The organism is Mesorhizobium sp. M7A.F.Ca.US.010.02.1.1, from assembly GCF_004023085.1.
GTDB lineage: Bacteria > Pseudomonadota > Alphaproteobacteria > Rhizobiales > Rhizobiaceae > Mesorhizobium.
Genome location: NZ_RZRV01000018.1, coordinates 25,828 through 43,977, shown reverse-complemented (window position 1 = coordinate 43,977; position 18,150 = coordinate 25,828). Strand labels below are relative to the sequence as shown.

Sequence of the window (18,150 nt, the reverse complement as noted above, 5' to 3'; positions counted from 1 at the left end):
CAGGCGCCCGCAACAAGGCGAAGCCCAAGCTGCGGGACAAAAAACCCAATCCCGTCCCCCGCAAACCAATCTGCACCAAACAACAGTCCCCCAGGCACCAGCCAGCGGGCCGTTCGCATTCGGGGGACTGCCGAAGCTTCTCGGAATACGCCGGATGGTCCGAAGGCTGCCGTAAGCCGACGCAGCAGCAGACTTCTTGGCTAAGCGACATGGAGAGCGTCACGCCGCGCCCGGAATAGATGCTATCAAAGACAAGATCGTGGCTTCACGCGATAAAGACGCGGCCGGCGGGAGGGCACCACGCGAGCTCCTGGGTGCCGATACTCTAACCACACTCTCCGCGGTTCGCGGCCAAAGGCCGGAAAGGCCCTGCCTAGCCCGTACGGCACCTTGGCGGCCCGCGACCAGCTTCGTCGATCGGAGCGTATAGGTCCCCGAAGGAGGTCGTGAAATATATTTCAATATGTGAATTATATTGACAACATGCGCCGAGGCTGTAATGTCCCGATCGTCGGCTTTCGGAGGAAGGTCGGCATCATCAAATCCATACGGCAGCGCTCGCTGAGCGTCTGCGACGGTCATTGAGGATGGCTTCGGCCAAGGGAGGAAACTTGCGCAAATTTCTGAGCACGCTCGCAATCGCGGCGGCTGCATCGACCTGCTTTGGGTCGATGCAGGTACGCGCCGAAACCCCCAACCCGTTCAAATGCGAGCCGGGTGAAAAATACGTCATGAACGTCATGGTCTCGGGCGTCGAATACTGGTTCCCGGTCTATGAAATGTTCAAGCAGGCCGGCCAGCAGTTCGGCTGCGAGACCGCCTATACGGGTACGCCGGAATACGACGTCAACAAGCAGATCGCGACCTTCGACCAGGCGCTGGCGCAGAAGCCTGCCGGCATACTGGTACACCCGATGAATTCCGATCCGTTCATCGAGCCGATCAATCGCGCCATCGAACAGGGCACCGCGGTGGTGACCTTCGCCGCCGACTCGCCGAATTCCAAGCGCGTCTCCTACATCACCTCCGACAACAATGCCGAAGGCACCTATGCCGCCGACGCCGTTGCCAAGGCGATGGACGGCAAGGGCGAATATGCGGTGCTGGAGAATCCCGGCCAGGACAACCACGACAAGCGCGTCAACGCGTTCGTTGCCCGCATGGAAGCCAAATGGCCTGACATGAAGCTCGTCGGCCGCGCCGCTTCGAACCAGGATCCGACCAAGGCCTATCAGGCGGTTCTGAGCTTGGCGCAGGCGCATCCTGATCTTGGCGCCGTGTTCATGCCGGAGGCCAACTCGGCCATCGGCGCTGCCCAGGCCGCCAAGGAAGGCGGTGGCAAGATCCGCGTCATGCTCGCCGACGTTAATGCCAAGATCCTCGACATGATCAAGGCTGGCGAGATTTTCGGCTCGGTCAATCCAAACCAGGGCATGCAGGGCTATATGGGCTTCATGCTGTTGTGGATGGCCAAGCATCCCGGCCTGATCGACCCGATGAACGACGCCAAGCGTTCGGGTTTCAACCCGATGAGCGTGCCCTTCGTCGACAATGGCTTCTCCATCGTCTCCAAGGACAATGCGGACGACTTCTACTGGGACAAGTACCTCAAGCGTCGCGGCACCAAGGGCATCGAGGAATAGTCTCGATCTCGCCGCCCGGCCTCGGCATGGCCGGATTAACCGGGAAGGAGGCTTCGGCCTCCTTCCTCCCCGCAGGTTCATCGCAGGAGCACGGCGTGACCCAGGCGCCCATTCTTGAAATCCGTGGCCTGTCCAAGGCGTTCGGCCCGGTCAAGGCGCTGAGCGACGTACGGTTCGAGCTGCGGCGCGGCGAAATCCATGCACTGTGCGGAGAGAACGGCGCCGGCAAGTCGACGCTGATGAACATGATCGCCGGTGTATTGCAGCCCGACGAGGGCGACATCCTGATCGATGGTGAGCGCATTTCGATCCACTCGCCCGCGGCCGCCCAACGCCTCGGCATTGCGCTTGTTCACCAGGAAATCGCGCTCTGTCAGGACGCGACGGTTGCCGAAAACATCTACATGGCCGCGATCAACAGCCGGCGCGCGCCGCTGATGAATTTCCAGAGGCTCTACGCCGATGCCCAGAAGGTCATGGATCTGCTCGCGCCCATTCCGGTGCGAACCAGGGTCGCCGACCTTTCCATTTCCAACCAGCAACTCGTCGAGATCGCCAAGGCGCTGACGCTCGACTGCAAGGTGCTGATGCTCGATGAGCCGACCGCGGCGCTGACCGAAAGCGAAGCGCAGCGGCTGTTCTCGATCGTGCGCGGGCTCAAGGAGCGTGGCATTTCGGTGGTCTATATCAGCCACCGCATGGCCGAGATATTCTCGCTGTGCGACCGAGTCACCGTCTTCCGCGACGGCCGCTACGTGGCGACCGATCAGGTCGCCGCCGTCTCACCGGACGATGTCGTGCGCAAGATGGTGGGCCGCGAAATCACCCAGCTCTATCCCGACAAGCTGGCGCCGCAGGTGCCTGGGCGCCTGCTCCTCTCGGTCGAGGGGCTTTCCGATGGGCGCCGCTTCGCCGACGTCGATCTGCAGCTTCGCGCCGGCGAAATTCTGGGCATTAGCGGCCTGATCGGCGCCGGCCGCAGCGAGATCGCACAGACGGTCTGTGGCCTCAGGCCAATGACGGCAGGAACCGTCGCGCTCGACGGAAAGCAGCTCCGGCTGCGCGGCTATGGCGATGCGGTCAAGGCGGGGCTGGTCTATCTCTCTGAGGATCGCAAAGGCTCCGGCGTGTTCCTCGATCTGCCGATCGCCGCGAACATCTCGGCGCTCGACCTCGGCCGGCTCACCGGGCGCCTCGGCCTGCTCGACCGCAAGGCCGAGGATCGTCAGGCGAGGGAACTGACCGGCAGGCTCGGCGTGCGCATGGCCGGCATCGAGGCCGCCGTCTCGACGCTGAGCGGTGGCAACCAGCAGAAGGTTGCCATCGCTAGGCAGCTGTCCGTCAGTCCCAAGGTCATCATCATGGACGAGCCGACGCGCGGGATCGATGTCGGCGCCAAGGTCGAGATCCACCGGCTGCTGCGCCAGCTTGCCGGCAGCGGTGTCGGCGTCATCGTTATCTCGTCGGAACTGCCGGAGCTGATTGGCTTGTGTGACCGCGTTCTCGTGGTGCGCGAAGGCAGGATCGCCGGCGAACTCACCGCCGACGAGCTCGGCGAGGAAGCCATCATCATGCTCGCCTCTGGCGTTCAGGATAGTTCAAATCAAAGGCAGGCCCAGAATGTCGCCTAGGGAATCAGGAGAAGCGCTCGTGCACGCCGAGATCAAGGCCGCCGGGCGGCGCATCAATCTCGCTCAGCTCGCCTCGATGCGCGAGGCCGGGCTGATCGTCATCATCCTGGCGCTGTGCATCGCCATGAGCTTCGCCTCTCCGCACTTCCTGACATGGGGCAATTTCCGCGCCATGCTGATGAGCTTCTCCATCGAAGGGATCGTCGTCGTCGGCATGACGATCCTGCTCATCGTCGGCGGCATCGACCTTTCCGTCGGCTCGGTCGTATGTTTCTCGATGGTGGTCTCGGGTGCGCTGTTCCTCGCCGGCCTCGACCCCTGGACGGCAAGCCTGATCGGCATCGGCGTCAGCGCGCTGATCGGCGCGGCGATGGGCTTCTTCGTGACCGTGATAGGCCTCAATCATTTCATCACGTCGCTGGCGGCCATGGTCATCGTGCGCGGCATGTGCCTGGTGGTCACCAAGGGCACGCCGCTGTCGCTGTTCACACTGCCGCCGGCTTTCAAGGCCATCGGCCAGGGCAGTTTCAACAACATTCCCTATGTCATCCTGATCTTCATCGTCGTGGTGGCCATCTTCGACTTCCTGCTGCGTCGCGCCACGGCCTTCCGCAAGGTTTTCTACACCGGCTCCAACGAGAAGGCCGCGCAGTTCTCCGGCATCAGGACCAATCAGGTGAAGTTCTGGGTCACGGTGCTGTGCTCGACCCTCGCTGGACTGGCCGGCGTCATCTACATGGCGCGCTTTGGCGCGGCGACGCCGACCTTCGGCGCCGGCATGGAGCTCAACATCATCGCCGCGGCCGTCATCGGCGGCGCCTCGCTGAATGGCGGCTCGGGCACCATCTTCGGGGCAATCCTCGGCATGGCGCTGCTCTCGGTGGTGACGAGCTCGCTTATCCTGCTCGATGTCTCGGTCTATTGGCAGGACATGATCAAGGGATGCATCCTGCTGGCGGCGGTGTCGATCGATCACTTCCTGCACCGCAAAAAGTCCTGAACCTCAAAGGCGGCGAAGCAAGACCATGGCCCCTCCCAACACCCGCGACGACATCGCCGCTGTCCGCCAGATGCATCAGGCGCTGGTCCTGCATTATGTCGAAGGCAAGACCCAGGCCGAGATCGCCGGGGAACTCGGCATCTCGCACGCCACCGTCAACCGGCTCATCAAGCGCGGCCACCAGCTCGGCCTCGTCGAGATCAAGATCAAGTCACCGATCGACCATCTGGTCGACCTGGAAGCGCGGCTGGTGGCGCTGGGCGGCATCGAGCGGGCGATGGTGGTTCCGTCGGTCTCCGAAAATCCGCACACGGCCCTGCAGCGCGTCGGCGAGGCGGCGGCTGGGCTGCTGCTCGACACCATCAAGGATGGCGACACGATTTCGATCACCGGCGGCAAGGGTGTCAGCGCGCTGGTCGCCGGTCTCAAGCCGGGGCGCCGCTACGACGTCGAAATCATTCCCGCCACCGGGCTGGTCCAAGGCAAGCACTACACCGACGTCAACCACGTCGCCTCGCTGATGGCCGACAAGCTCGGCGGCCGCGCCTATCAGATCCATGCGCCGCTGTTTGCCGATACCGCGCAGCAGCGCGAGATGCTGATGGGCATCAGCTCCGTCGCAGACGTGTTTCGCAAGGCGCGCGAGGCCGATGTCGCGGTGGTGGGTGTCGGCTCCATCCTGACCGACGATTCCAGCTACTACGACCTGCATCCATCCTCGAATGCCGATCGCCAGGCGATCGAAAAGTCCGGGGCGACAGGCGAGCTGCTCGCTCATCTCATCGACCGCGGGGGCAAGCTTTGCAACTACTCGCTCAACCGTTCGCTGGTCTCGTTGACGCTGGACGAGTTCGCGACCATCCCGCGCTCGATCGGCATTGCAAGCGGCCCCAGCAAGGTCGCGCCGATCCTCGCCGCCCTGCGCGGCAACCATCTCGACACCATCGTCACGGACGAGGCCACGGGGCTCCAGATCCTCGAACTGGCCGAACAGGAGGCAGCATGAATTCTCGACAACTCCAGCGGCAGATCGGCAAGTCCGGCATATCGGCGTCGGCCGTGGGCTTGGGCACCTGGGCGATTGGCGGATGGATGTGGGGCGGCACCGACGAGAAGGAGTCGGTCAGGGCTATAGAAGCCTCGATCGATGCCGGCCTCAGCCTGATCGACACAGCGCCGGCCTACGGTCTTGGCCGCAGCGAGGCGATCGTCGGCACCGCCATCAAGGGCAAGCGCGACAAAGTGGTGATCGCGACCAAATGCGGGTTGAACTGGCATTCCGGCAAGGGCGGCCATTTCTTCGATCAGGACGGCAAGCCTGTGCATCGCTATCTCGGCGCCGCCGGCATCGCCTATGAGGTCGAGCAGAGCCTGCGCCGTCTGGGTACCGACTACATCGACCTCTACATCACCCATTGGCAGGACCCGACGACGCCGATCGCCGAGACAATGGCGGCGCTGGAAAAGCTCAAGGCGGCCGGCAAGATCCGCGCCATTGGCGCCAGCAACATCAGCGCCGAGGATCTTGGCCAGTATATCGATGCCGGCCAGCTCGATGCGATCCAGGAGCGCTATTCGATGATCGACCGCGACATCGAGAGCAGCCTGCTGCCGATCACCCGCCGCCATGACATTGCCACCCTCAGCTACTCGTCGCTGGGGTTGGGGCTACTTACCGGCACGGTCGACCCTGAGCGCACATTCGGCGGCGACGACCAACGCAAGGACAACCCACGCTTCTCCACGGCCAACCGGCAGAAGGTCGCAAAGCTGAAAGAGGCAATCGCCCCGATCGCGGAAAGCCACCAGGCGTCGATGGCGCAGATCGTCATCGCCTGGACGCTCGCCCAGCCGGGCATCACCTTCGCCCTGTGCGGCGCACGCAATCCTGAGCAGGCGCTCGACAATGCACGGGCCGGGGAGATCACGCTTGCCGCAAGCGAGCTTGCGGCAATCGACGCCGCGGCAGCCGCACATCTCACCGCGATGGATGCCTGAGAAAAAAAGGCAACAGCCCCGATGAAGCGTAGTCATACAATCGCCGGTCTGCGCGACCGGCCGGACATTGCCGTGCTCGTCATTGGTGGCGGCATCAACGGCATCAGCGTCTTTCGCGAACTGGCCTTGCAAGGGGTCGATGTCGTGCTGGCGGAAAAGGGCGACTATTGCAGTGGTGCCAGTGCCGCCCTGTCGCGCATGGTGCATGGCGGCCTGCGCTACCTCGAAAACGGCGAATTCAAACTGGTGCGCGAATCGCTGCTCGAACGCGACCGGCTGCTGAGGAATGCGCCGCACTATGTGGCCCCATTGCCGACGACGGTGCCGATCTTTGATATGTTTTCCGGCCTCGCCAACGGTGCGGTGCGTTTCCTGGGGCTGACGCGGCGGCCCAGCCGGCGCGGGGCGCTGGTCATCAAAGCCGGGCTTGCCATGTATGACCTTTTCACCGCTGCACGGCGTTTGATGCCGACGCACCGGTTCAGGGGCCGCGCCGAAACCCTGAAGACATGGCCGGCGATCAACCCGGCGATCCGCAATTCGGCGACCTATTACGACGCCTGGGTAAGCCGGCCCGAACGCCTCGGCCTGGAGATGCTGCTGGACGCCACGGCGAGCGCGGCGAACGCCCGCGCCTTAAACTACGCTCAGGTATCGTCGACAGGTGACGGCCTCTCCATTACCGACACGCTGACGGGCGAACAACTGCCGGTGCGGCCGCAACTGGTGATCAACGCCAGCGGCGGCTGGATCGACCTGACCAACAAGGCCATCGGGGCAACGGCGCAGACTATGATGGGTGGCACCAAGGGCTCGCATCTGATCGTCGACAACAGCGAACTGTTCGACGCGCTCGGCGGCCACATGGTCTATTACGAGAACGAGGACGGACGCATCTGCATCCTGTTTCCCTATCTAGGCAAGGTGCTGATCGGCTCGACCGACATCCGGGTCGATGATCCGGACAAGGTCCGTTGCGAGGCGGATGAGCAGCGCTACATCCTGCAGTCGCTCGCCTTTGTTTTTCCCTCAATCAGAGTGGCCGAAAACCAGATCGTGTTTCGCTTCGCTGGCGTGCGTCCTTTGCCGGCCAGCGAGGACAGTTTTACCAGCCGCATACCGCGCGATCACTTTTGCGAGTTCGTGGAAGCGAACGGGCATCTGCCGGCGACGTTGTGCATGATCGGCGGCAAGTGGACCACCTTCCGTTCGTTTGGAGCGCTGGCCGCCGACATGGCGCTGAAGCGGCTCGGCCTCGCGCGCAGCAAGGGCACGCAGGACATGGCCATCGGTGGCGGCCGTGGTTTTCCGGCCGACCCGCAGGTCTGGTGCGCATCATTCGCTGGCGAGCATGGCCTGCCGGTCGAGCGCGCGCACACACTTCTGCAGCGCTACGGCACGTCGGCCGGGGATTTCGTTTCGCATCCGGCAGGCGAACAGATGCTGCCGCAGTCGGACTATTCGGCAAGCGAGATCGGGCGCATCATCGAGCGCGAGCAGGTCGAGTGCGTTGCCGACCTGTTCCTGCGCCGCACCACCATCGCCATTTCGGGTGGCCTCAGCTTCGACCTCGTCAACGCCGTTCTCGACATGCTGGCGGCGCACAAGGGTTGGAGCACCAGCGAGGCCGCCACTGAGCGCTCGACCTTCCTCGCCTTGCTGGCAGACCGGCACGGCATCGACCTCCAGACGCATCAAAGGAGCGCCCTATGCGCGTAAACAAGAAAGTCCGCATGAACCGTCTGTTCGGCGGCGGCCGCTGTCTCGACGTCGCCATCGATCACGGCGTCTGCAACGAGCCGAGTTTCCTTGCCGGGCTGGAAGACATGGCCAGCGTCGTCACCCAGCTGGTCAAGGCCGGCCCCGACGCCATCCAGATGAACTACGGCCAGGCCGATCTGCTGCAGGCCGTGCCGGGCAAGGACAAGCCGGCGCTGGTGATGCGCATCGACATGGGCAATCCCTATAACAGGATACGCCACCGGGCGATGTGGGCGGTGCTGCAGAACGAAGCCGAGCCCTTGCTTGGCGCCATCGAGATGGATGCGGCTTGCGTCGTGGTCAATCTGTTCATGCTGCCCGATGAGCCGGACCTGTTCCGGCAATGCGTGCAGAATATCGCCCGCGTGCGCGCGGATTGCGAGAAATACGGCCTGCCGCTGATGATCGAGCCGCTGGCCATGCTGCCGGTCGCAGAGCATGGCGGCTACATGGTCGACGGCGATTCCGAAAAGATCGTCACCTTGACCCGGCTTGCCCGCGAGATGGGTGCCGATATCGTCAAGGCCGATCCGACCACCGATCCCAACGACTTCCACCGCGTCGTCGAGGCGGCGCGCTGCCCGGTGCTGGTGCGCGGCGGCGGCAAGGAGGATCTGCGTGCCGTGTTCGACAAGTCGGCTGCCTTGGTGGCACAGGGTGCGCTTGGCATGGTCTATGGCCGCAACATCTACCAGCATGCCAACCCGAGCGCCGTCGTGCGCGGGCTGATGGCGATCATTCACGACGATGCCGATGGCGGCACGGCCTGGGATCTGTACAACCAGGCTTAGGCTGCGGCCTCGGGAGGCGCCAATGGCAAGCTATATCCTCGGTCTCGATGCCGGCAACACCGTCATCAAGGCTATCCTCTTCGACCTGTCCGGCCGCGAACTGGCATTCGCCGCTCGTGACGGCCGCTCATCCATGCCAAAGCCCGGACATGTCGAACGCGACCTCGACGAACTCTGGCGCAACGCGGTTTCGGTCATCGCCCAATGCATCGCTGAAGCCGGTATCGACGCCCGCGAGATCGTTGCCATCGGCTGCGCCGGTCATGGCAACGGGCTCTACGCGCTCGATCGCGATGGTGCGCCATTGATCGGCATCCAGTCGCTCGACACACGCGCGGTCGGCATCGTTGCCGAATGGGCAGAGCAGAATGTCGGCGACCGCACCTATGCACACTGCCTGCAACGGCCGTGGGCGGCGCAGACGCCAACCCTGCTTGCCTGGCTCAAGCGCTTTTCGCCGGCCTTGTTCGCCAGCATCGGCACCGTCTTCCTGTGCAAGGATTTCGTCGTCAACCGCCTGACAGGTGCGCGCAGCAGCGATACCTCCGACATGTCGGGCTGCGGCCTGCTGCAGATGCGGGATCGGCGTTACGAGCCGGACCTGCTTGCCGCCTATGGGCTCGGCGACTGCGCGGACCTGCTGCCGCCAGTGCTGGAATCGGCCGACATTGCCGGTCATGTCAGCGAGGACGTGGCGGCCCTGACGGGACTGCGCGCCGGCACGCCTGTCGTCGCCGGGCTGTTCGATGTCGTCGCCAGCGCGGTCGGTTCGGGCGTGACCAGAACCGGTGCCGCCTCGGTCATCGCCGGAACCTGGAGCATCAACCAGGTCATCACCGACGAACCGATCCGCGACCCTTCGATCTTCATGCTGTCGACTTTCGATCGCCAGCGCTATCTGGCGATCGAATCCAGTGCCACCTCGGCCGCCAATCTCGAATGGATCGTTCGCGAATTCCTCGAACATGGCGGCGAAGCCGGCAAGTCGCCGTTCGAATTGTGCAGCGAACTGGTGGCGTCAGTCGATCCTAACAGTGACATCCCGATCTATCATCCCTTCCTGTACGGCTCGCAGCAGAATGGCCATGCGCGCGCCGGCTTCTACGGTATCGCCGGCTGGCACAGCCGAGCACATCTGCTTCGTGCGCTGTTCGAGGGCGTCGCCTTCGAGCACAAGCGCCATGTCGAGACCTTGCACAAAGCGGGCGCCGATTTCGACCAGGTGGTGCTGTCTGGCGGCGGCTCGCGCAGCAGCGTCTGGCCGCAGATATTCGCCGATGTGCTCGGCGTGCCCGTCACTGTGGCGCGCAGCCGCGAAACCGGCGCGCTGGGAGCGGCGATCGCGGCGGGCACCGGGGTCGGCATCTTCGCGGACTACAGCGCAGGTGCCGCCGCCATGACTGCGGCCGCTCGACACTTTGTGCCTGACGAGGCGGTTGCCGACGCGTATGCACGGCGGTATCGACTGTACGGCGAGATCAACCAGGCGATGACCCCGATGTGGGAGCGCATCGCCGGACAGCAGGCGCGCACGTGACCGAAGCTCCACCGTCCCCGTTCGGCAGTTACGATTACGTCATCGTCGGTGCCGGCTCCGCCGGCTGCGTGCTCGCCAACCGGCTTTCGGCCGATCCGCGCAACAATGTGCTGCTGCTCGAGGCTGGCGGCAGTGACCGTTATCACTGGGTCGATATCCCGATCGGCTACCTCTTCTGCATGGGCAATCCGCGCACCGACTGGATGATGAAGACCGAGCCGGAAGCCGGTCTCAATGGACGCAGCCTCAACTATCCGCGCGGCAAGGTGCTCGGCGGCTGTTCATCGATCAACGGCATGATCTACATGCGCGGCCAGGCTGCCGACTATGATGGTTGGCGTCAGGCCGGCAATGCCGGCTGGGGCTGGGACGACGTGCTGCCCTATTTCCTCAAATCGGAAGACTATCACGGCGGTAAAGGCGCCATGCACGGCAGCGGCGGCGAGTGGCGGGTCGAACGGCAGCGGCTGTCGTGGCCGATCCTCGACGCCTTTCGGGACGCTGCCGAGGAACTCGGCATTCCGCGCACCGAAGACTTCAACACCGGCACCAATGAAGGCTCGGGTTATTTCGAGGTCAACCAAAGGAAGGGCGTGCGCTGGAACACGTCGAAGGCGTTTTTGCGCGGTATAGCGGGGCGCAAGAACCTGCGCGTGGTGCTCGGCGCGGAGACCGAACGGCTCGAATTCGACGGCCGGCGCGTCACCGCACTGGTTTTCCGCCAGGGCGGCCGCCTGCACCAGGTCCGCGCTGGACAGACGATCCTTGCGGCCGGTGCCATCAACTCTCCGAAGCTGCTCGAACTGTCGGGGGTGGGCCGCCCCGACCTGCTTTCGAGCATCGGCGTGGATGTTCGTCATGCCTTGCCGGGCGTTGGAGAGAACCTGCAGGACCATTTGCAGATTCGCACCGTCTTCAAGGTCGTCAACACCGCCACGCTCAACCAGCGCTACCACAATCTGGTCAGCCGTGCGTCGATGGGGCTGGAATACGCGCTCAAGCGCAGCGGGCCACTGTCGATGGCGCCGAGCCAGCTCGGCATCTTCGCCAGGAGCGATCCACGCCTCGCAACGCCCGATCTCGAATATCACGTGCAGCCGCTGAGCACCGACCGTCTGGGCGAGCCGCTGCATCGCTTTCCCGCGGTCACCGTCTCGGTCTGCAATCTGCGCCCCGAAAGCCGGGGCAGCGTGCACATGGGTTCAGCCGATGCGCGGGAGGCGGCGAAGATCCGCCCGAACTATCTTTCCACCGAGGGGGACCGCAGCGTGGCCGTCGCGTCGTTGCGCCATGTCCGCAGTCTGATGAAGGCACAGGCGGTGGCGCACTTTGCGCCGGAAGAGATGCTGCCCGGCACGCAGTATGACAGCGATGAAGAGCTCATCCGCAAGGCCGGCGATATCGGCACGACGATTTTCCACCCCGTCGGCACCTGCAAGATGGGTTCGGATACGATGGCGGTGGTCGACGAGGCCCTGCGTGTTCACGGGCTTGGCGGGCTGCGCGTGGTCGATGCCTCGATCATGCCGACAATCGTCTCGGGCAACACCAACTCGCCGGTCGTCATGATCGCGGAAAAGGCAGCCGAGATGATCCTGCAAGAAGCCCGCTGACTGCCATCGGCTTCAAGCCGCGGCAACACCGCGCGATCGCCGTCTCTCGGCCGCCGCGAGCAGATCGACGAAGGTGCGCACCTTGGCGGGCCGGAACCGGGCCGGCGGAAAGACCGCGTGGATGCCGCCTGACGGCAGGCTCCAGTCGGCAAACACCGGCACCAGCCGGCCCTCGGCGATATCGTCGCTGACGCTGTAGTCCGGAAAGACGCCGAGCCCGATGCCGACGAGCACACAAGCCAGGGCGGCGGGGCTCTTGTCGCACATGATGACCGGATTGAGTTCGGTCAGCACCGTTTCGCCGTCCCTGGAAAACAGCCATTGGCCGATGCCGCGCAACTGGGTGTTGCCGACCCAGGCCAGCGATCTTGCCTGGCGCGGCGTCACGTCGGGCGGCAGGCTCCCCGCGAAGCCAGGGCTCGCCACCACGATCTGCCGGATCGTCCCCAGGCGCCGCGCCTGGTTCGAGGAATCGGTGAGCCAGCCGACGCGGATGCCGAGATCGATCTGCTCGTCCACCAGATTGCTGACGGCGTCGTCGAAGATCGCCTCGACGCGCATATGCGGGTAGGTTCTGAGATAGGCCGCCATGACCGGAGCCACCATCTTGGTGCCGTAGTCGAGTGGCGCCGTCAGCCTCAGCGTTCCGCTCGGTTCGACGGCTCCGCGCGAGATTTCGCCATAGGCCGCCTCCGCTTCGCGCAGGATGATCATCGCGCGGTCATAAAAGAGGCGACCCTCTTCGGTCGGCGTGACACGCCGGGTCGTGCGCTGCAGCAGCGTTGCGCCCAGCTCCTCTTCGAGCTTGCCGATCTGATGGCTGACCACGGCCTTGGCGACGCCAAGCCGGTCGGCCGCGGCAGTGAACGAGCTGGTTTCCATCACCGTGGTGAAATAAGCCAGCCGATTGAGGTTCAGAAGTTCGGCCAAGCTGCCTGCCTTTTGTCTGATTAGATCAGACAGTTTGTATAATTGGGTGCCATTTATCGCAAGGCCGCCGTCTGCCACATATGAACGACGGCCTCGATGAGTCCGGTGGCCGGACAGGAATGGCAGCGACTATGAGCAATTCAGAAGTGACCTATCTTTTCGATCCGCTCTGCGGCTGGTGCTATGGCGCCACCCCGATGCTCGACCGGTTGCCGGCCGCCGGCCTGAACGTCGAACTGCTGCCGACCGGCCTGTTTTCCGGCGCCGGCGCGCGGCCGATGGATGAAGGTTTTGCGGCGCATGCCTGGGCGAACGACCAGCGCATCGAGCGCCTGACCGGACAAGTGTTCACCCCGGCCTACCGGCACAATGTCCTCAATGTCCGTGGGACCCTGCTCGACTCACATGCCGCCACACTCGGTATCACTGCCGCCGGCCTGGAAGATCCCAGCCGCCGGCTTGCCGCGCTGAAGACGATGCAGCATGCGCGCTATGTAGAAGGACGCGATGTCGTGACGATCGGCGGTGTGGCCGAGGTGCTCGCCGCCGCCGGCATGGCGGACGCCGCCGAGATGCTCAAGGCGCCGACCGAAACATTGCTGACGGCCCACCGCGAGATGGTCGGCCGCGGCCGCGCGCTGTTCCAGCGCCTGCATGCCGATGGCGTGCCTTCGCTGGCGGTCATCCGCAACGATGCGCCCCGGCTCATCGGTTCGAACGCGCTGTTCGGCAGCTTCGACAACCTTGTCGCCCATATCTCGGCGGCGTGATCCCACCCTCCAGAAAACCTCCACAAGGAACAAGGAAATAGACATGGCAAAAGTCGCTCTCATTGGTGCATCGGGCGCTGTCGGTTCGCGCCTTCTCAAAGAACTCTCCGATCGCGGCCACACCGTCACCGGCATTGCGCGCAACCCGGAAAAGATCGCGGCGCTGCCACGCGTGACGGCCAGGAAGGGCGACGTCTTCGACGAGCAGGGTCTTGCCGATCTGATCCGCGGCCATGATGTGGTGATCAGCACGGTGCATTTTCTGGACAGCGACGCCGACACGCTGATTGCCGCTGTGCGGGCCTCCGGCGTGAAGCGCTATCTCATCGTTGGCGGCGCCGGCAGTCTCGAAGTCGCGCCCGGCAAGCGGCTGGTCGATACCCCCGAATTCCCTGATATCTACAAGGCCGAAGCGCAGAAAGGCGCCGACTTCCTGGACAAGTTGAAGACGGTCGGCGACCTCGATTGGACGTTCCTGTCGCCATCCGCCATGTTCGTGCCTGGTGAGCGCACCGGCAAATTCCGCCTCGGCAAGGACACGCTTCTCGCCTCCGAGAAGGGCAGCAGCATTTCCTTCGAAGACTACGCGATCGTCATGGTCGACGAGATCGAGAAGCCGGCCCACATCAGGCAGCGCTTCACCGTCGGCTATTGAGCGAACGGGTGATGGCGGCCGGAGCTCGATCGAGGCCGGCCGACGCCAGCCGCATCAAGATTTCGCGGACGGCGACGCCCCGGTAGGTCATCGGTGACGACGCCGTCCCGTCTCGGTGCCTTGGGCAAAGCAAATGCTGGGCTGTCATGCCTGCGATCTCACTTTTCGGGATCATGGTCCGGCCCGGTTCAATCTTGGCGCGGCCGCCACCAGCGCCTTGCCGATGGCTGATTGCGGCGCGCCGATGACGGTTTGGGCATCGCCGTTTTCGGCAATTCGGCCGGCGTCGAGAAGGATGACGCGGTGGGCGACCGACCTGATGACGCCGAGATCATGTGAAATGAAGAGATAGGCGATCTTTTCCTGGCGTTGCAGGTCGAGCAAAAGCTCGAGGATCTCCCCGCGCACGGAGACGTCAAGCGCCGACACCGCCTCGTCGAGCACGATCAGCGACGGCTTCGTGACGATGGCGCGGGCAATGGCGACACGCTGCCGCTGGCCGCCGGAGATTTCATGAATGGCGCGCGGCGCGAGATTAGCCGTCAGCCCGACGCGCTCCAGCAACGCGGCGATGCGGCGCGGGCGCTCGGCGCGGGAGGCGATGCCATGGATGCGCAAGGGATCGTCGAGCACACGCGCCACCGTGGCGCGAGGGTTGAAGGCGGCCAATGGATCCTGGAACACCATTTGCAGGCGTGCGCGGCGTGCTCGCAGCGCGGCGCCGCTCAAGGCCAGGAAATCGTCGCTTTCGAATTCGATGCGTCCGTCGTCCGGCTCGATCAATCGCAGCACCAACCGCGCGATCGTCGACTTGCCGCTGCCCGAAGGTCCGGCCAACGCCAGCGTCTCACCGGGGTCGATGTGAAAGGAGACATCGTCGACGGCAGCGATGGTCTTGCCGCCGCGACGGTAGCGCTTGGTGAGGTTGGACACCGCCAGCAGGTTCATGCGTGGAGCCTGGCTCGGTTCAGCAATGGCCTGGTGTCGAGGCCGATATGGGCATCGAGCAATGCGCGCGTATAGGGCTGGGCTGGGGCGCCGACAATCTGCGCCCTCATGCCAAGCTCGACCAACTGGCCATGACGGAAAACAGCGATGCGCTCGGCAAGCTCGGCCGCCAGCGCGATGTCGTGGCTGATGAACAGCAACGTCATGCCGTCCTCGGTCACCAGGCGTCGGATCAAGGCGACGATCTCGGCCTGCACGATGGTATCGAGCGCGCTGGTCGCTTCGTCGGCGATCAGCAATTTCGGACCGGCCGCAATGGCAGCGGCGATCGCCACACGCTGCTTCTGGCCGCCGGAGAGCTGATGTGGGAAGGCGCGCAAGGCCGAGTCCAGGTCCGGCAGGCGGACGCGCTCGAGCAGGCTTTTGGCCCTGGCATAGGACTGGGACCAGGTGAGGCCGAGATGCGTGCGCGCTACTTCGGCAATTTGCTTGCCGATGGTCATCACCGGATCGAGGCTGGCGGACGGGTCCTGGAAGACGAAGCCGATGTCGCGGCCGAGGCGGGGGATTTTGTTGAGTTCGGATTTGAAAGGTTGGCATTCCGTCACACCCCCCTCTGTCCTGCCGGACATCTCCCCCGCAAGGGGGGAGATCAGCAGCTTCGCCGACCGCTCCCCTTCCGCGACATTGGTGATTGGCGAAGGCAGAGGTGAGAGCGTAATCTCCCCCCTTGCGGGGGAGATGTCCGGCAGGACAGAGGGGGGTGCCTTGGCGCCCGATGAGGACAAAAACCAATCGATGCAACCTCCAACCTTGGCAGAAGCCGGCAGCAGCCCGGCAATGGCCAGTGCCAGCGTGCTCTTGCCCGAGCCGCTTTCGCCGATGATGGCGAGGCGTTCGCCAGCGGCGATGTCGAGGCTGACACCCTTCAGCGCCGTCACCTCATTGCCGTCACGGCGGTAGGTCACCGTCAGGTCGCGGATTGAAGCCAGCGTGGTCACGACAGGCCTCTCCTGACCGCCGTCGTCTCGACGATGCCTTCACCGGCGAGATAGACGCCGAGCACGGTCAGCACCAGCGCTATGCCTGGGACGATCGACAGGAAGGGTGCGGTGCGCAGGACGGCGCGGCCTTCGGCGATCATGCCGCCCCAGGTGACCCGGTTGGGATCACCCAGGCCGAGGAAGGACAACGCCGCCTCGGTGAGGATCGCGGCGGCGACGATCACCGACGACATCGCCAGCACCGGTGGCAAGGCATTGGGCAGCACCTCGCGAAAGGCGATCGCCATCGGGTGCATGCCGATGACCCTTGCACCAGCGACATAATCGCGTTCGCGAATGGAGAGGACTTCCGCGCGGGCCACTCTGGCAGGCCCCGTCCAGGTGCCGAGCGCGATGGCAATCACGACGACGCCGAGCGACGGTCCGACGACGCTGACGAAGGCCAGCGCCAGCAGGAAGCTCGGCACGGTCTGGAAGGCGTCGGTGATGCGCATCAGCACCTCGTCAACGAGGCCGCCGGCAAAGCCGGCCAATGTGCCGACCACGGCGCCGACGACAAGGGCCGCGGCCGCGGCCGCAAGCCCGACAGCCAGCGATGTGCGGGCGCCATGAAAAAGCTCGGCCAGCACGTCGCGGCCAAGCCGGTCGGTGCCGAGCGGCAGCGACCAGTCCTGGAACGGCGGCAGCAGCGCCGGCCCGGCAATCGCTTGCGGATCGCCGGGGAACAGCAGCGACGCCGACAGCGCCATGGCGATCAGCATCGCCAGGAGGAGGGCGCCGGCGACCGCCTCGGGCGTGCGCAGAAAGCGGCGGAGCGGGCTCATGCGTCGGCCTCGCCGGCGCCGACGCGCGGGTCGAGGAAGGCATAGGCGATGTCTACGGCAAGGTTGATGACAATGACCAGGACGGCGCTGGTGAGAATAATGCCAAGCAGAAGCGGCGTATCGCGGGAGGCGACTGCCTCCTGCGCCAGGCGGCCGAGGCCGGGCACGGAAAACACGCTCTCGATGACGACGCTGCCGCCGAGCATCTGCGCCGACTGCAGGCCGAGCATGGTGACCAGCGGCAGCAGCGCATTGCGGGCGACGTGGGCGAGCACGATGCGACGGCGTGACAACCCTTTGGCGCGTGCGGCCAGGACGAAATCCTGCCGCCAGACCTCGGCCATGCCGGCGCGCATCATGCGCAGATAGAGCGCCAGATAGATGAAGCCGAGGGCGGAAACGGGCAGGATAAGATGGACAGCGATGTCGGCGACGCGATCAAGGCCGGTCTTGTCAGAGGCCAACGTCTCGATGCCGCCGATCGGCAGCCAGCGCAGATCGACGGCAAAGACGACGATCAGCACCAGTCCGAGCCAGAACCCAGGCACGGCATAAAGCGCCAGCGAACCGATCGACAGGAAGCGATCGCGAAAACTGCCCGGCCGCGCGCCGGCATAGATGCCGAGTGCCGAGCCGAGCCCGAAGGAGAGCGCGGTGGCGCTGACCATCAACAGCAGCGTGTTGGGCAGGCGCTCGAGGATGACGTCGCGGATCGGCCGGGAGAAGGTCACCGACTGGCCGAGGTCGAGATGCAGCAGCGCCCAGAGATAGTTGGCCAGCCGCGTCAGTTCCGACTGGTCGAGGCCCCAGCGATGGCGCAACAGCTCGATCATGCCGGCGTCGCCGCCGGTCGAGACGATATAGGCGTCGACCGCGTCGCCGGGGGCAGCTTCGAGCAGCAGGAAGGTGCCGATGACGACGATCAGCAGCACGAAGATGCTGCCGACGAGGCGACGGCGGATGAGGGTGAGGGTGCGGGTCATGGGAAAAGGACGCCGGCCTGATCGTGAGAGGGGGGTGTGAAGGAACTCGGCCTTCGGCCAAA

General features: G+C 64.6%; 17 protein-coding genes. 12 read left to right on the top strand and 5 right to left on the bottom strand.

Going from position 1 to position 18,150, the window contains the following annotated elements:
- The 10 genes from EOA19_RS35635 to EOA19_RS19540 form a co-directional block, all read left to right on the top strand.
- A partial coding sequence (locus tag EOA19_RS35635; protein ID WP_206638059.1) for a hypothetical protein occupies nucleotides 1-239 on the top strand: 239 nt, incomplete at its 5' end.
- Between the two features lie 372 nt (nucleotides 240-611).
- Nucleotides 612-1,643: a substrate-binding domain-containing protein gene (locus EOA19_RS19580; protein WP_013529471.1), complete on the top strand. Its 1,032-nt coding sequence runs from the start codon at nucleotides 612-614 to the stop codon at nucleotides 1,641-1,643.
- Nucleotides 1,644-1,738: 95 nt separating this feature from the next.
- Nucleotides 1,739-3,274 carry a sugar ABC transporter ATP-binding protein gene (locus EOA19_RS19575; protein WP_128304543.1) on the top strand — a complete coding sequence of 512 codons (1,536 nt, stop codon included), beginning with the start codon at nucleotides 1,739-1,741 and terminating at the stop codon, nucleotides 3,272-3,274.
- Nucleotides 3,275-3,350: 76 nt separating this feature from the next.
- Nucleotides 3,351-4,274 (top strand): ABC transporter permease, encoded by a 924-nt coding sequence (locus EOA19_RS19570; protein WP_236383556.1) that lies wholly within the window; start codon nucleotides 3,351-3,353, stop codon nucleotides 4,272-4,274.
- A gap of 25 nt (nucleotides 4,275-4,299) precedes the next feature.
- Nucleotides 4,300-5,280, top strand: coding sequence for a sugar-binding transcriptional regulator (locus EOA19_RS19565; RefSeq protein WP_128304541.1), 981 nt, complete (start codon nucleotides 4,300-4,302; stop codon nucleotides 5,278-5,280).
- Entirely contained in the window at nucleotides 5,277-6,272 is a 996-nt protein-coding gene (locus tag EOA19_RS19560) for an aldo/keto reductase (RefSeq protein WP_128304540.1), read from the top strand. The genes EOA19_RS19565 and EOA19_RS19560 overlap by 4 nt, the downstream gene beginning before the upstream one ends.
- A gap of 21 nt (nucleotides 6,273-6,293) precedes the next feature.
- On the top strand, nucleotides 6,294-7,991 hold the full coding sequence (locus EOA19_RS19555) for a glycerol-3-phosphate dehydrogenase/oxidase (RefSeq protein ID WP_128304539.1): 1,698 nt from the start codon (nucleotides 6,294-6,296) through the stop codon (nucleotides 7,989-7,991).
- A complete protein-coding gene (locus tag EOA19_RS19550) occupies nucleotides 7,982-8,824 on the top strand; it encodes an aldolase (RefSeq protein WP_128304538.1) in 843 nt (280 codons plus the stop codon). The genes EOA19_RS19555 and EOA19_RS19550 overlap by 10 nt, the downstream gene beginning before the upstream one ends.
- A gap of 22 nt (nucleotides 8,825-8,846) precedes the next feature.
- Nucleotides 8,847-10,361: an FGGY-family carbohydrate kinase gene (locus EOA19_RS19545; RefSeq protein WP_128304537.1), complete on the top strand. Its 1,515-nt coding sequence runs from the start codon at nucleotides 8,847-8,849 to the stop codon at nucleotides 10,359-10,361.
- Nucleotides 10,358-11,974 carry a GMC family oxidoreductase gene (locus EOA19_RS19540; RefSeq protein WP_023812430.1) on the top strand — a complete coding sequence of 539 codons (1,617 nt, stop codon included), beginning with the start codon at nucleotides 10,358-10,360 and terminating at the stop codon, nucleotides 11,972-11,974. The genes EOA19_RS19545 and EOA19_RS19540 overlap by 4 nt, the downstream gene beginning before the upstream one ends.
- A 12-nt stretch (nucleotides 11,975-11,986) precedes the next feature.
- Here the strand turns inward: EOA19_RS19540 and EOA19_RS19535 are convergent, their stop codons facing one another.
- Complete coding sequence (locus tag EOA19_RS19535; protein WP_023812431.1) at nucleotides 11,987-12,904, bottom strand: LysR family transcriptional regulator; 918 nt, start codon at nucleotides 12,902-12,904, stop codon at nucleotides 11,987-11,989.
- A gap of 131 nt (nucleotides 12,905-13,035) precedes the next feature.
- Between EOA19_RS19535 and EOA19_RS19530 the strand changes: the two genes are divergently transcribed.
- Nucleotides 13,036-13,674, top strand: a complete 639-nt coding sequence (locus EOA19_RS19530; RefSeq protein WP_023812432.1) for a DsbA family protein — start codon at nucleotides 13,036-13,038, stop codon at nucleotides 13,672-13,674.
- A 43-nt stretch (nucleotides 13,675-13,717) separates the two neighbouring features.
- Complete coding sequence (locus EOA19_RS19525; protein ID WP_128304536.1) at nucleotides 13,718-14,329, top strand: NAD(P)-dependent oxidoreductase; 612 nt, start codon at nucleotides 13,718-13,720, stop codon at nucleotides 14,327-14,329.
- A gap of 171 nt (nucleotides 14,330-14,500) precedes the next feature.
- Here EOA19_RS19525 and EOA19_RS19520 read toward each other — a convergent pair whose 3' ends face one another.
- The 4 genes from EOA19_RS19520 to EOA19_RS19505 are packed head-to-tail and all read right to left on the bottom strand — an operon-like array spanning nucleotide 14,501 to nucleotide 18,088.
- Nucleotides 14,501-15,277, bottom strand: a complete 777-nt coding sequence (locus tag EOA19_RS19520) for an ATP-binding cassette domain-containing protein (protein ID WP_023812434.1) — start codon at nucleotides 15,275-15,277, stop codon at nucleotides 14,501-14,503.
- Nucleotides 15,274-16,278 (bottom strand): ABC transporter ATP-binding protein, encoded by a 1,005-nt coding sequence (locus EOA19_RS19515; protein WP_128304535.1) that lies wholly within the window; start codon nucleotides 16,276-16,278, stop codon nucleotides 15,274-15,276. Before EOA19_RS19515 ends, EOA19_RS19520 begins: the two co-directional genes overlap by 4 nt.
- Nucleotides 16,275-17,105 carry an ABC transporter permease gene (locus EOA19_RS19510; protein WP_128304534.1) on the bottom strand — a complete coding sequence of 277 codons (831 nt, stop codon included), beginning with the start codon at nucleotides 17,103-17,105 and terminating at the stop codon, nucleotides 16,275-16,277. Before EOA19_RS19510 ends, EOA19_RS19515 begins: the two co-directional genes overlap by 4 nt.
- Nucleotides 17,102-18,088, bottom strand: a complete 987-nt coding sequence (locus EOA19_RS19505; RefSeq protein WP_023812437.1) for an ABC transporter permease — start codon at nucleotides 18,086-18,088, stop codon at nucleotides 17,102-17,104. Before EOA19_RS19505 ends, EOA19_RS19510 begins: the two co-directional genes overlap by 4 nt.
- Nucleotides 18,089-18,150: the final 62 nt, after the last annotated feature.

Coding starts and splice junctions, on each gene's coding strand:
- EOA19_RS19545 (WP_128304537.1), top strand. CDS start 8,847: ATGGCAAGCTATATCCTCGGTCTCGATGCCGGCAACACCGTCATCAAG.
- EOA19_RS19525 (WP_128304536.1), top strand. CDS start 13,718: ATGGCAAAAGTCGCTCTCATTGGTGCATCGGGCGCTGTCGGTTCGCGC.
- EOA19_RS19570 (WP_236383556.1), top strand. CDS start 3,351: ATGCGCGAGGCCGGGCTGATCGTCATCATCCTGGCGCTGTGCATCGCC.
- EOA19_RS19560 (WP_128304540.1), top strand. CDS start 5,277: ATGAATTCTCGACAACTCCAGCGGCAGATCGGCAAGTCCGGCATATCG.
- EOA19_RS19510 (WP_128304534.1), bottom strand. CDS start 17,105: ATGAGCCCGCTCCGCCGCTTTCTGCGCACGCCCGAGGCGGTCGCCGGC.
- EOA19_RS19550 (WP_128304538.1), top strand. CDS start 7,982: ATGCGCGTAAACAAGAAAGTCCGCATGAACCGTCTGTTCGGCGGCGGC.
- EOA19_RS19520 (WP_023812434.1), bottom strand. CDS start 15,277: ATGAACCTGCTGGCGGTGTCCAACCTCACCAAGCGCTACCGTCGCGGC.
- EOA19_RS19505 (WP_023812437.1), bottom strand. CDS start 18,088: ATGACCCGCACCCTCACCCTCATCCGCCGTCGCCTCGTCGGCAGCATC.
- EOA19_RS19565 (WP_128304541.1), top strand. CDS start 4,300: ATGGCCCCTCCCAACACCCGCGACGACATCGCCGCTGTCCGCCAGATG.
- EOA19_RS19555 (WP_128304539.1), top strand. CDS start 6,294: ATGAAGCGTAGTCATACAATCGCCGGTCTGCGCGACCGGCCGGACATT.
- EOA19_RS19530 (WP_023812432.1), top strand. CDS start 13,036: ATGAGCAATTCAGAAGTGACCTATCTTTTCGATCCGCTCTGCGGCTGG.